Source organism: Massilia sp. UYP11 (genome assembly GCF_050434805.1).
Lineage (GTDB): Bacteria > Pseudomonadota > Gammaproteobacteria > Burkholderiales > Burkholderiaceae_D > Telluria.
In genome coordinates this window covers 75,143-87,521 of the sequence record NZ_JBNDJE010000017.1, presented here as the reverse complement: position 1 = coordinate 87,521, position 12,379 = coordinate 75,143, and the positions used below count along the sequence as shown (strand labels likewise).

Annotated in this window: 12 protein-coding genes; 6 read left to right on the top strand and 6 right to left on the bottom strand. The window is 63.7% G+C overall.

Going from position 1 to position 12,379, the window contains the following annotated elements:
• Window positions 1-99: 99 nt before the first annotated feature.
• Both ABIB38_RS19195 and ABIB38_RS19190 read right to left on the bottom strand, forming a co-directional pair.
• Entirely contained in the window at window positions 100-1,014 is a 915-nt protein-coding gene (locus ABIB38_RS19195; protein WP_429206303.1) for a YihY/virulence factor BrkB family protein, read from the bottom strand.
• 131 nt (window positions 1,015-1,145) lie between these two features.
• Window positions 1,146-2,180, bottom strand: coding sequence for an OmpA family protein (locus ABIB38_RS19190; protein ID WP_429206302.1), 1,035 nt, complete (start codon window positions 2,178-2,180; stop codon window positions 1,146-1,148).
• Between the two features lie 504 nt (window positions 2,181-2,684).
• On the opposite strand from ABIB38_RS19190, the gene ABIB38_RS19185 reads away from it, so the two are divergent.
• The 5 genes from ABIB38_RS19185 to phbB all read left to right on the top strand — a co-directional run bounded on the left by ABIB38_RS19185 (window position 2,685) and on the right by phbB (window position 6,890).
• Window positions 2,685-3,308: a winged helix-turn-helix domain-containing protein gene (locus tag ABIB38_RS19185; protein WP_429206301.1), complete on the top strand. Its 624-nt coding sequence runs from the start codon at window positions 2,685-2,687 to the stop codon at window positions 3,306-3,308.
• Between the two features lie 244 nt (window positions 3,309-3,552).
• Entirely contained in the window at window positions 3,553-4,299 is a 747-nt protein-coding gene (locus ABIB38_RS19180; RefSeq protein WP_429206300.1) for a glutathione peroxidase, read from the top strand.
• 2 nt (window positions 4,300-4,301) lie between these two features.
• Window positions 4,302-5,189: a zinc-dependent peptidase gene (locus tag ABIB38_RS19175; RefSeq protein ID WP_429206299.1), complete on the top strand. Its 888-nt coding sequence runs from the start codon at window positions 4,302-4,304 to the stop codon at window positions 5,187-5,189.
• Between the two features lie 205 nt (window positions 5,190-5,394).
• Window positions 5,395-5,949, top strand: coding sequence for a hypothetical protein (locus ABIB38_RS19170; RefSeq protein ID WP_429206298.1), 555 nt, complete (start codon window positions 5,395-5,397; stop codon window positions 5,947-5,949).
• A gap of 161 nt (window positions 5,950-6,110) precedes the next feature.
• Window positions 6,111-6,890 (top strand): acetoacetyl-CoA reductase, encoded by a 780-nt coding sequence (gene phbB / locus ABIB38_RS19165; protein ID WP_429206297.1) that lies wholly within the window; start codon window positions 6,111-6,113, stop codon window positions 6,888-6,890.
• 79 nt (window positions 6,891-6,969) lie between these two features.
• On the opposite strand, the gene ABIB38_RS19160 is transcribed toward phbB, so the two are convergent.
• From ABIB38_RS19160 to ABIB38_RS19145, 4 genes are all read right to left on the bottom strand, one after another.
• Window positions 6,970-7,575 (bottom strand): hypothetical protein, encoded by a 606-nt coding sequence (locus ABIB38_RS19160; protein WP_429206296.1) that lies wholly within the window; start codon window positions 7,573-7,575, stop codon window positions 6,970-6,972.
• 9 nt (window positions 7,576-7,584) lie between these two features.
• Complete coding sequence (locus ABIB38_RS19155) at window positions 7,585-8,436, bottom strand: hypothetical protein (RefSeq protein WP_429206295.1); 852 nt, start codon at window positions 8,434-8,436, stop codon at window positions 7,585-7,587.
• A 572-nt stretch (window positions 8,437-9,008) separates the two neighbouring features.
• Complete coding sequence (locus ABIB38_RS19150; RefSeq protein WP_429206294.1) at window positions 9,009-10,373, bottom strand: DEAD/DEAH box helicase; 1,365 nt, start codon at window positions 10,371-10,373, stop codon at window positions 9,009-9,011.
• 250 nt (window positions 10,374-10,623) lie between these two features.
• The gene (locus tag ABIB38_RS19145) at window positions 10,624-11,403 is read right to left on the bottom strand and encodes an inositol monophosphatase family protein (RefSeq protein WP_429206334.1); all 780 of its coding nucleotides are present in this window, start codon (window positions 11,401-11,403) and stop codon (window positions 10,624-10,626) included.
• 181 nt (window positions 11,404-11,584) lie between these two features.
• On the opposite strand from ABIB38_RS19145, the gene ABIB38_RS19140 reads away from it, so the two are divergent.
• Entirely contained in the window at window positions 11,585-12,355 is a 771-nt protein-coding gene (locus ABIB38_RS19140) for an RNA methyltransferase (RefSeq protein WP_429206293.1), read from the top strand.
• Window positions 12,356-12,379: the final 24 nt, after the last annotated feature.

Genomic DNA, 12,379 nt, shown 5'->3' with positions numbered 1-12,379 from the left:
AGACTCTAAGCCGCGGTGATGGTTGGCGGCGAGATCATCCGGCACGACAGCGGAGCCTGTTCCAATCACCGCGTCGGCGGCCAAGCCGCCGACCCTACCTCAGGCGGTGCTGGTCTTCGGTTCGACGCCAGTGATTTCTTTCGGCTTGTTGCGCAAGCTGCCCATCTGCACGGCGTATTGGCGCGCAAATTCGGCGCCCAGGAAGAAGATCTGCGCCGAGTAATATACCCACAGCAGCAGGGCGATCAGCGAACCGGCGGCGCCGAAGCTGTCGGTGGTGCCGCTGTTGCCGATGTAGAGCCCGATCCCGAACTTACCCAGCGTGAACATCGCGGCGGTGCCGAGCGCGCCGATGGTGACGTCCTTCCAGGACAGCCGCACACGCGGCAGCAGCTTGTAGATCACGCCGAACAGCGTGGCGATGACCAGGAAGCCGATGCCGGAGGCGATCCAGCCCATGATGATGGCGGCTTCCTGCCACACACCGGTGATGAACTTTTCGGCCACCGTGGTGGCGGCGCTGACGACCAGGGATACCATCAGCAGGAAACCCAGCACCAGGACCATGCCGAACGACAGCAGGCGGGTGCGGACCGTATTCCAGATGCCGGCATCCGGCGGGGCCGGGAGGCCCCAGATCTCGTCCAGGCTGTCCTTGAGCTCGGAAAACACGGTGGTGGCGCCGACGATCAGCAGCACGGTGGCGACGATCGTGGCGAAGCGGCCGGTTTCCTTGTTCTGGGCGCCGGCCAGGATGGCCTGGATCGTATCCGCGCCCTGCGTACCCAGCAGCCCGCGCAGTTCGGCCAGCAACTGGCCTTGCGCCGCTTCCTCGCCGTAGAAGAAGCCGGCGACGGCGATCACCAGCACCAGGATCGGCGCCAGCGAAAACAGGGTGTAGAAGGCCAGTGCCGCGCCCTTGCTGGAGGCACGGTGGTCCAGCCATTCCGTCACCGCGCAGCGCAGCACTTTCAGAATCTGGTGCGTGTAAGGGAACCATTTCGTAACTGCCATATCGCATCCTCCAAATGAAAAGGGGGCCGAAGCCCCCTGGTCAAGCGTTGCCGCGACCACCCGCTCCCCCGGCCGCCGTACGGGACGGCGGGCGGGAGGGCGAGTGCGTCAAGGCGATGTCGCCTAAGGTATTACTGCTGCACTGGCACTTCGACCGTGATCTGGTCGACTTCGACGCGACGGTTCGGTTCCAGGCAAGCGATCAGCTGAGCGCGGTTGCGCTGGTTGCACTCGACCAGCGGGTTGGCTTCGCCCTTGCCGACGGCGCGCAGGCGGTTGCCGTCGATGCCCTTGCCGACCAGGTATTCGCGCACGGCGTTGGCGCGGCGCTCCGACAGCTTCTGGTTGTACGATTCCGAACCCAGGCGGTCGGTGTAGCCGGTGATCTCGACGTTGGTAACCGAGGTGTCGGCCTGCAGGGCGGCGGCGATCTCGTCCAGCTTCGGCGCCGGGGTGATCACTTCAGCCTTGTCGAAGGCGAACAGCTTGGTGGCTTCCAGGGTCACTTTCTGGAAGCGCGGTGCTGGTGGCGGCGGCGGTGCGACTGGCGCCGGTGCTGGAGCCGGAGCCTCGACCACTGGGGCTGGCGCCGGTGCCGGCGGTGCTGGCGGCGGGTTGAACGCGTAGTTCAGGCCGACGGTCAGCATCTTGTTGTTGCTGCGCTTGAAGCCGAATTCTTCGTCATCACGCAGGAAGCCGCGCACGGTGCGCAGGTCGGCCTGCAGCGACCATTGCGGGGTCAGGCTAGCCTGGAAACCGATACCGACGGTCGCGTACGGCGAGTTTTTCTCGACGAAGCGGCCGGCGACACGGTTCTCAACCTTGTCACGCTCGGCGCCCAGGCCGAACAGGACGAACGGACGGAAGCGATCGCGGCTCAGCATCAGCAGGGCGTCGACGCCCAGCAGGGTCTGGCGGTAGTCGTTGATGCCTTGCTCGAAGCGGGTCTGGCTGGCGCCGATCTGGATGTCCCAGTTCTGGTGCACCGCCTTACCGAACTTCAGGCCGCCACCGGTGTCGCGATCATCCACGCCGAAGTCGGCATCCGGCTTCACGTGGTTGACGCTTGGCTGGATGTACCACGACGGGTTGAGTTCTTGGGCGAGGGTGGCGCCGGATGCGCACAGCAGTGCAGCAGCCAGGGCGATCTTCTTGGTATTGTTCACAGGTAACTCCCGTAGGTTAAAAGTTGATGACAACGCATACGTCAGCAGCGATGTTGGATAAAGCATAACAGTGCAAGTTCCGTAAGCTCGGTGCGGTAGCGCACCCAACGCGGAATGGCTGTGCAATTTTACAACAGTGGAAAAATCTCTACATTTCTAAGATGAAACGAGCTGTAACGACGTGACGAGCGTGATGGCGCACTCCATCGCCCGCCAGAACGAAATATTTATATTAGGAAAGTTGTGTGACATTCTGCCATCCCGTGTGGCGCAGGCAGACGCCCGGTGGGAGCGCTCGCATGTGCCGCATCGTCCACGCCGGAAGGGGTCGCTAAATAAATGCTTTTAGGAATGTTGTTGAATGTTGGTTGGCGCACAGACCATAGTGTCTGATGCAGGCAATCTTGAGCCCAGTTAAGCGGAACCGAGATGTTGTCAGGGTGTCAGACGACACACAGCGACCCGGACCACACAGTCTCACTCTCTATATTGGAGCTCATCGATATGCATGCAACGACTCAGCACAACGCGGTCTCCGGCGACACCGGCGCAGTGCACACTACCAGCAATTCGGCGCTGATCGAGCGCGTCCCACCACAACCGACCGAGCGCGCCCCGATTTCGCTGGCCCCGATCGAACGGGTGCGTTCGACCTCGGCCACTCAGCGTCGCATCGAAAACATGCAGAAGCTGATCAACGAGCTGTCGAACCACGAAATGCTGGCCGACGAGATCGCCTGGTTCCTCAAATTCTCGCCGTCGGGCGCCCGCAAGTACATCCGCGACCTGCGCGAAGCCGGCGTGATCGAACTGGCGCGCTATATCGAAGGCACCGCCACCTACCTCGGCAAGGCCGTGTACCAGATCTCGCCGGATCCGGATCGCGTCAAGGCCTTCCTGGCCGCGATCTGCCAGCCGAAGCGCGAAGGTGTTGCCCCACGCAAGGAACGTCCAGGCCTGCGCGAGCAGAGCATGGCCGGCAGCGGTCGCCATTTCCACATCCTGGCCGATGACACCCACTACGCCATCCGCGTGAACCGCAGCCCGGTCGCGCGTGACCCGCTGGTGGCTGCCTTGTTCGGCCCGGCGCCGAGCCAGAATGCCGTTACCGCCAAGGAACGCGCCTGAGTGCGCGCCCGGAGGCGTTGCGGTAGAGACCCGCAACGACTCCGGTCAGACGATCGCTGTCGTCATTTGTGCCGCGCTTCATGCGCGGCTTTGTTTTTTCAGGCCCCACCGTCCAGGCCGGCTGCCGCGGGACGCCATCCGGGTGACCACTTTATTGCAACTCTTATGTTGAAAACCGGTCAATTATCCTCACTTGCCTGCCATGTCGCCGCTCGCCGGCAGGTGCAACCAGATAGGAGTGAAGATGTTACCGAGTGCCGAATCGCTGGAAGGCAAAGCAGTCCCGAGCGTGGTCTTCAAGGCCAGGCCGGACGATCAATGGCGTGACCTCAGTTCGGACGAGCTGTTCAAGGGCCGTACGGTCGTCGTGTTTTCCCTCCCGGGCGCGTTCACGCCGACCTGTTCCTCGACCCACTTGCCGCGCTATAACGAACTGGCGCCGGTACTGCATTCGCACGGCGTGGACGACATCCTGTGCATCGCGGTCAACGATGCCTTCGTCATGAACCAGTGGAAAGCCGGGCAGGATGCGGGCAACATCACAGTTATTCCAGACGGCAACGGTGACTTTACCGAGGGCATGGGCATGCTGGTCGACAAGCGCGAGCTGGGTTTCGGCCGCCGCTCCTGGCGCTATTCGATGCTGGTGCGCGACGGCGTGATCGAGAAGATCTTCATCGAACCGGAGCGTGAAGGCGATCCGTTCGAGGTATCGGACGCCGATACCATGCTGGCCTATCTGGCGCCGGATGCCGAAGTACCGGAACCGGTCGTCATGTTCTCGCGTCCCGGCTGCCCCCATTGCGCCCGTGCCAAGCAGGCGCTGCGCGACAATGACATCCACTTTACCGATATCTCCGAAGACCAGAAGATCAACACTATCGTCCTGCGCGGCGTCACCGGCCGCATGACCTGGCCGCAAGTCTTCGTCGGTGGCGAGCTGATCGGCGGCGCCGACGAGGTGCAGGCCTGGCTGGCCGGCAGGGCCTGACCGTGGAAGGCATCGTAGTCGGCGCGCTGGGCCTGGCTGCGCTGGCAGCCTGGCTGTGGCCGAAGTGGCGCCTGCGGCAGGCGCTGGCGCGGCCCTTGCCGGCGTTTCAAGCGGCCATCCTGGCGCGCAATCTCGCCCAATACGGTGGGATGGACGACGGGCAGCGCCGGCGCCTGCAGCGCATGGTCCAGCAATTTTTGCACGAGAAGAAATTCGTCGGCTGCGCCGGTCTGGACGTCACCGACGAGATGCGGGTGACGATCGCGGCCCAGGCCTGCCTGCTGTTGCTGGGGCGGGTCGGCGATACGGGCAAGCCCGACATCTATCCGACGTTGGACCTGATCCTGGTCTATCCCGGCGCCTTCCTGGCGCCGCGCAAGCAGGTCGACGTGGCGGGCGTGGTGACCGAGGAGCGCCAGGACCTGCTGGGCGAATCCTGGGGCGATGGCCGCGTGATCTTGTCGTGGGACCATGTGCGGCGCGCCGGCCATGCCGCGCCGGCCGGCCACAACGTGGTGCTGCACGAATTCGCCCACCAGCTCGACAGCGAGTCGGGCAATACGAATGGCGCTCCCTACCTGGGCAGCGGCGAGCGCTACCGAAGCTGGTCCGAGGTGCTGTCGCGCGACTATGCCAACCTGCGCCAGGAGGCGATGTGGGGCACGCAGGGCGTGCTCGACCACTATGGCGCGACCAATCCCGCCGAGTTCTTCGCAGTGGCCACCGAAAGCTTCTTCGAGCAGCCGCACCAGCTGGCGGCGCGCCATCCGGACCTGTACGAGGAATTCCTCAAGTATTACCGGATCGATCCACGCCAATGGCAGAGCGCTCCGCCGCCGCCGGCGGAGCAAGCGCCGAGCTACGGCGTCGTCTATGGACAGTGGCGCTAAGTACTCACCCATCAATAAAACATTTATTTCCGGTTGAGTACTTATGGTAACCCTGGCCTTGCAGTGGCAACGAGCAGCGTGCGATCGCGTACAGATCGCTGGGCGCGGCCCGCATACGCTCGAGCTACCGTATCTGCCACTTTTGCCTTTATTTGCCACCACTTGGTTGCCACTTATTTGCCACATTAATGGGGAGGATTCGCCGATGTCCATCATCATCGCAGGACGTTTCCAGCTTCAGGACGAGGTCGACCGTGCGCGCGACGCCCTGGTCGACGCCGGATTCGATGTCGACCGCATCAGCGGGTTCTACCTGACCCAGCCTGGCCAGCACGACATGACGCCCATCGGCGGCGACCATATCCAGTCGCCCGGCGCCAAGGAAGCGCCCGAAGGCGTGATGCAGGGCGTGGCCACCGGCGGCGCCGTCGGTGCAGCGTTGGGCGCCGCCACCTCGCCCGTCACCGGACCGCTGGGCCCGGTCGTCGGCGGGCTGGTGGGCGGCCATGTCGGCTCGCTGTTCAGCTTCAGCAAGATGAAAGAGCGGGGCGAGCCCGAAGAGGGTGGCGAAAACGCCGTGCCGCCGCGTCCGGCAGGCATGCTGGTGGCGGTCGCCTTCGACGATCCCGACCTGCAGGCACGCGCCGTCGACCTGCTGCGCCAGCTGGGCGCCCACCACATCGAGCGCGCCCAGGGCAATATCGCCGGCGGCGACTGGGCCGATTTCGATCCCAGCAGCAGGCCCGACGTCATCGCCTGAATTGTCGTGGCGCCAGGCACCGTGTTTGTCGTGTTGTTCATTGCACAGAGGTTTTGTCCTGTTCACACTTGATCCTAATCAACAGCCTACTGTTGTCGTTTCCATACACTCGGATGCTCGCAGCCGCGCCAGCGGCGCGCCAACGAGAACAGGAGTACGACATGGCAGGAGACACGGTAGCAAAGCAGGTAGCAAAGCACGAAGCGCGGGTAGCCCTGGTGACGGGGGCGATGGGTGGGCTGGGCACGGCGCTGTGCCGGCGCCTGCATGCGGAAGGGTTCCTGGTGGCGGCGACCCATTCGCCGCAGAATGTACGTCGCGACGCCTGGCTGGCCGGCCAGGAAGCGGACGGCGTCAAGGTGCGCGCCTATGAGCTCGACGTTTCCAATGGTAGTGCCTGCGAGAACGTCGTGCAGCGTGTGCTGGGCGACTTGGGCCGCATCGACGTCCTGGTGAACAACGCGGGGATCACGCGCGACCGCAGCATGCGCAAGATGAGCGGGGAAGACTGGCAAGCGGTCATGAGCACCAATCTCGACAGTGTATTCAATATGACCCGGCCAGTGCTCGAGGCGATGATCGCGCAGCGCTGGGGGCGCATCATCAATATCTCTTCGGTCAATGGCCAGCAAGGTGCTTTCGGCCAGGCTAATTACGCCGCGGCCAAGGCTGGCATGCACGGCTTCACCAAGTCACTGGCGCTGGAAGTGGCGCGCCACGGCGTCACGGTCAACACGGTCTCGCCCGGCTACCTGGACACCGCCATGGTGGAAAAAGTGCCGCAGGACGTGCTGCGCGACCGCATCCTGCCGCAGATCCCCGTCGGCAGGCTGGGCAAGCCGGCGGAAGTGGCGGGGCTGGTGGCGTATCTGGTGTCGGACCTGGCAGGCTATCTGACGGGCGCCAATATTGCCATCAATGGCGGACAGCATATGTATTGATGAGGTGGCGGCCTGCGGCGGCCTCGCCGCCGCGGGCTGCGATTCGTGCTGCAACTCAGGCTGCGATTCAGACCAAGGTTCAGACCGCGGCCGTCGGCGGCGTCAGCGCATCGAGGGTGGTGCTGTGGAGATGGATTTTTTCGATGGCCAGCGCGATCGGTGTCGGCTGGCCGGTGGCGACGGCGCCGGCCAGCGACAGCAGGCCGCCGACGAGGCCGGTGACTTCGCCGATCACGCCGATGCGCCGGATCTTTTCGGCGGCAGCGGAAGTGAGGCCTACGAGCCGGCTTTGCGGCTGGTCCAGGCCCTGGATGACGAAGGCGGCGGCGTCGGCATACAAGGTGTTGGCGCGCTGGCGCAACACCATTTCATCGTCCAGCAGGCGGCGCATGGCGTCCTGCACCTGGACCGGGACGCTGCCGCCGTCGTAGCTGCGGATCTCGCGCAGGATGCGTTCGTGCAGGCGGTCGGCGATCGTCGACAGGCCATCGGCCAGTTCGACCACGTGCTGCATGCTGGACAGGCCGCCTGCGCCCGCGGCATGGGCGGTCGTGGCGACGGCGTCCTGGGCCTCGGCGGGTGGCGCGGCCCGGCCCTCGGCAGCGATGGCCTGCGCCGGAGGAGTCCCGTCCTGCGCGGCAGCCGCATCCGACGGGCTGGTTTTCTCGTGTGATGAGTCCTGCATGACGTCTCCTCAATCGCCGTTCAGTCCGTCGCGGATCGCCCGCAGGTCGCGGCCGTAGTTGGCGAGCATGCGCCGCGTCTCGTCGCTCGTCAGCTTGTGCATGTTCTCGCGCATCTTCTGGTGGCCGAGCGCCACCTTGGTCAGTCCCTGCAGCGCCAGCTCGTAGCGGCGGTCGATCAGCTTGTACTCGGTCGACTTGTTCAGGTAGTGCACCTTGGCCAGGGTGACCAGCATACGATCCGTATTTCGGTTCGAAAATGGAAGCTCCACATCGAAGATGCCGAGCACGGTCTTCTTTTCATTCTCGTTGGTTTTGTAATAGAGGCGGGTGAGCGAGATCATGGCATCGAGCAGCACCTGCACATCCGCATCGCCGTCGCGCACCATGGTCTCGACGCTGCGGTTCTGATAACCCGAGGCGATCACGCGCGTGAGCAACCGGGTCATGCCCGTGTACGCCGCCACATGACGCTGCTGCAAGCCGGATTCGACATTCGCCTTCAGTCCATTGCCCAAGTCATCGATCCGATCCGACAAGTCGTAGCGTCCGTCGCCCGCCAGCAGGCTGAGAGTTTGCATATACAGAACCAGCGTCTTCTGGATGGCGACGAAGTCGTCATAGACGGCGCGCCGCCGCGCATCGTTTTCGCGCGCGATGCGCTCGGCCTGCGGCGACAGATAGGGCTGCTCGCGCTCGTAGGTATCGCGGTAGCGCCGCGACAATTCCGCATACCCACCCAGCTTGGCGGAGGCATCCGCGAACTCGCGCACCTCCTGCAAGCTGACCGATCCAGGCGATGCGCAGCCGCCGAGCAGCACGCCAAGCCCCAACACCAGCCCCACCATCATGCGACGCAGCATTGTGGATCCTCCCGACCGCCAGCCCGAAAACCCCATTCTTCCAAACCCGCACCGGCTCACATTGCCAATTATCAATTCCCCCTCGTAATCTAACCCCCTCCGCATAACAATCGGGGTCAGAGTCGAATTAAATGACAACATTCAGAGTTGTCAAACAATTCGACTCCGACCCCAATTATTGAGCAAATTACTAACGGAATGCTCATCTCCTGACTTTTCCGTCGTCAAAATGAATTATGGCTATTGGCCAATAATTCGACTCTGACCCTCATTGATTTAAAGGCTAAAGTTCACGGTGGGATAAGGCTTTGATGGAAACTGGCAAAAAAATGCGCAGGATAAATCGCTATTCACGAAAAGCGGGCAATTCAATGGCGCGAAGGGAATAAAACAATGAGGGTCAGAGTAGAATTAAATGACAACATTCGAAAGTTGTCACTTAATTCGACTCTGACCCTCATTATTGGGTAATAACTTGGCTGAAACAATCAGAGGGTCAAGTCAGCGGATTGGGTGGTGTGACAATCTTTCCCAATAATTCGACACTGACCCTCGTTGTTGACCCTTGTGGATCAGCGGTCCCGGCGGGCGGCGGAGGCGGGGCGGGGGCCGCTCTGGCGCTTCGCGGCGGGGGCGCCGGTGCCCGGGGTGCGCGGCTTGCCGCCACCGCCACCGCCACCGCCACCGCCGTGACCACGGCCACCGCCGCCGCCTGGACGGCCGCCGCGGCCCGTGTGGCCCGGGGCGCCGCTACGCAGCTGGATCGGTTGCGGTTTGGCGTTCAGGTCGGGCTCGAAGCCGGGGATCACTGCGCGCGGCAGGGTTTGCTTGATCAGCTTTTCGATGTCCTTCAGCATCTGGTGCTCGTCCACGCACACCAGCGACACCGCTTCGCCCGTCGCGCCCGCACGGCCGGTACGGCCAATGCGGTGCACATAGTCTTCCGGCACGTTCGGCAGGTCATAGTTCACCACGTGCGGCAGCTGGTCGATGTCGATGCCGCGCGCCGCGATGTCGGTGGCCACCAGCACTTGCAGGCTGCCATCCTTGAATTCCGCCAGCGCCTTGGTGCGCGCCGACTGGCTCTTGTTGCCGTGGATCGCCATCGCGCTGATGTCGTCCTTGCCCAGCTGTTCCACCAGTTTGTTGGCGCCGTGCTTGGTGCGCGTAAACACCAGCACCTGCTGCCAGTTGTTCGACTTGATCAGGTGCGCCAGCATCGGGTGCTTCTTGTCGCGGTCCACCGGGTGGATCGTTTGCGCGATCACTTCCACGGTCGAGTTGCGGCGCGCGACCTCGATCGATTGCGGATTGTCCAGCAGGCGGTCGGCCAGCGCCTTGATGTCGTCCGAGAAGGTGGCCGAGAACAGCAGGTTCTGGCGCTTCGGTGGCAGCAGGGCCAGCACCTTGCGGATGTCGTGGATGAAGCCCATGTCCAGCATGCGGTCGGCTTCGTCCAGGATCAGGATCTCGATCTTCGACAGGTCGATCGTGCCCTGGCCCGCGTGGTCCAGCAGGCGGCCCGGGGTGGCGACCAGGATGTCGACGCCGTGCTTGAGCAGCTTGATCTGCGGGTTGATGCCGACGCCGCCGAAGATCACGGCCGAATTCAGGTTGGTGTACTTGCCGTACAGGCGCACGCTTTCCTCGACCTGGGCCGCGAGTTCGCGGGTCGGGGTCAGCACCAGGGCGCGGATGGCGCGCGGCGCGGTCTTGTTGCGCTGGGCGGCGCCGACGGCGTCGCTTGACAGGCGGTGCAGGATCGGCAGGGTGAAGCCGGCGGTCTTGCCGGTGCCGGTCTGGGCGCCGGCCAGCAGGTCGCCGCCGTTCAGGACGGCGGGGATGGCCTGGCTCTGGATCGGCGTCGGGGCGGTATAACCTTGTTCGGTCACCGCGCGCACGATCGCGTCAGAGAGACCAAGTGAAGAGAATGACATAGATTTTTTCAGTAAAAAACGGCCCGTCGCCACAGTGGCGGCAAGTCCTGGGAATCGGATTGAGGCGGGCGCGCGATCAAGCGGTCGCCCGGACGCTGCCGCGCAAGGCGGTCAGCAAGGATTATCGTGAATTTAGTTTCACTGTAGAAAGTTTTTGCGTCTGACTATGTAATGCTTTGTAAGACGCCTGGAAAAGCAAACGGGCCACCGGCAAGCGCAGCCTGCCAGTGGCCCCTGGTAAGTCGTTATTTTACGCGAAAGGCGAAAGCAGCGGGACGAGTGCGCCAAAAACCTTCGGGCCGGCGGCGATCACGTGGCCCTTGTTCAGGTATTCGGACTCGCCATTGAATTCGCCGACGATGCCGCCGGCCTCGGTCACGAGCAGGGCGCCGGCCGCGATATCCCATACCTTCAGGCCTTTTTCGAAATAGCCGTCGATGCGGCCGGCCGCGACGTTCGCCAGTTCCAGCGCCGCCGAGCCGCCGCTGCGCACGCCGTGGCTGCGCGAGGCGACCACTTCGTACATGCGCAGGTATTCGGCCAGCGCGCGGGGATCGGGACCGTGGCCGGCCGACAGCAGGGCGCGGCCGATGCGCTCGGTGGGGCGCACGCGGATGCGCTTGTCGTTGAGGTAGGCGCCGGCGCCCTTGGTCGCGGTGAACAGGTCGTTGCGGACCGGGTCGTAGACCAGGCCGTTGGTGATCACGCCGCGGTGCTTGAGCGCGATCGAGATGCAGTAGTTGGGATAGCCGTGCAGGAAGTTGGTGGTGCCATCGATCGGGTCGATGATCCACACGAATTCACTCTCGTCGTTCAGGTTGCCGGATGCGCCGCTTTCTTCCGCCAGGATGGCGTGGGTCGGATAGGCCTTGAGCAGGGTCTCGACGATCGCCTGTTCCGCCGCCTGGTCGACGTCGGTGACGAAGTCGTTGTGTTGCTTCTCGGAGACGACGATGCGATCGATATCGAAGGACGCGCGGTTGATGACGGTGGCGGCGCGGCGGGCGGCCTTGATGGCCGTGTTGAGCATTGGGTGCATGGAGGCTTTTCCGTGAAAAACGCGAACGCCCACTCACGCACAGGGGGTGTCGTGAACGATCAGCTATTAAAGAGTGATTAAAGAGCAGGGCAGTGCCGAAACGGCTACAATCGCGGGCTTGTTCCCGTTATCACAAAAAACCGTCCGCACTGCGCGATGGTCGCTATTGTAAATGAACCCGACCCAAACCGACACTTCTCTTTTCAAGCGCCTGCGCTTCGTCCTGGTCGAGACCAGCCGCGCCGGCAACGTCGGCTCGGTGGCGCGCGCCATGAAGACGATGGGTTTCAGCGACCTGGTGCTGGTCGCCCCCAAGTGCCAGGATCCGCTGACCGATCCGGAGGCGGTGGCCTTCGCCAGCGGCGCCATCGATGTCCTGAGCCAGGCGCGCATCGTCGCCGACGTCAGGCAGGCGCTGGACGGCTGCAACTTCGCCGCCGCGGTCTCGGCGCGCCTGCGTGAATTCTCGCCGCCGGTCTGGACCCCGCGCGCTTTCGCCTCCTTTGCCGCCGATGCCGGCAACCAGCCGGAGCTGCGCCCGGCCATCGTGTTCGGCAATGAGCGGGTCGGCCTGCCGAACGGGATCGTCGAAGGCTGCAACGTCTTGATCAACATCCCGGCAAATCCCGACTACTCGTCGCTCAACCTGTCGCAGGCGGCCCAGGTGCTGGCCTATGAAGCGCGGCTGGCGGCGGCGGGCGACGGCGTCGATGCGCGCGGCGTGGGCTTTCATGGCGAGAGCGCCAGCGTCACGCAGGTGGATGGCATGTACGCGCACCTGGAACAGGCACTGACGGCGATCGGCTTCCTCGACGCCGACAACCCGAAAAAGCTGATGCCGCGCCTGAAGCGCCTGTTCGCGCGCACCGGCCTCGAGACCGAAGAAGTCAACATCCTGCGCGGCATCGCCAGCGCGATCCTGAAGGCCAGGCCGCCCCGCTGAACCGTCCTTGCCCGGCGCATGTCG

Bases quoted from the DNA above. Each gene is read 5' to 3' on its own strand.
- ABIB38_RS19195 (WP_429206303.1), bottom strand. From the start codon at position 1,014: ATGGCAGTTACGAAATGGTTCCCTTACACGCACCAGATTCTGAAAGTG.
- ABIB38_RS19185 (WP_429206301.1), top strand. From the start codon at position 2,685: ATGCATGCAACGACTCAGCACAACGCGGTCTCCGGCGACACCGGCGCA.
- ABIB38_RS19180 (WP_429206300.1), top strand. From the start codon at position 3,553: ATGTTACCGAGTGCCGAATCGCTGGAAGGCAAAGCAGTCCCGAGCGTG.
- ABIB38_RS19170 (WP_429206298.1), top strand. From the start codon at position 5,395: ATGTCCATCATCATCGCAGGACGTTTCCAGCTTCAGGACGAGGTCGAC.
- phbB (WP_429206297.1), top strand. From the start codon at position 6,111: ATGGCAGGAGACACGGTAGCAAAGCAGGTAGCAAAGCACGAAGCGCGG.
- ABIB38_RS19160 (WP_429206296.1), bottom strand. From the start codon at position 7,575: ATGCAGGACTCATCACACGAGAAAACCAGCCCGTCGGATGCGGCTGCC.
- ABIB38_RS19155 (WP_429206295.1), bottom strand. From the start codon at position 8,436: ATGCTGCGTCGCATGATGGTGGGGCTGGTGTTGGGGCTTGGCGTGCTG.
- ABIB38_RS19150 (WP_429206294.1), bottom strand. From the start codon at position 10,373: ATGTCATTCTCTTCACTTGGTCTCTCTGACGCGATCGTGCGCGCGGTG.
- ABIB38_RS19145 (WP_429206334.1), bottom strand. From the start codon at position 11,403: ATGCTCAACACGGCCATCAAGGCCGCCCGCCGCGCCGCCACCGTCATC.
- ABIB38_RS19140 (WP_429206293.1), top strand. From the start codon at position 11,585: ATGAACCCGACCCAAACCGACACTTCTCTTTTCAAGCGCCTGCGCTTC.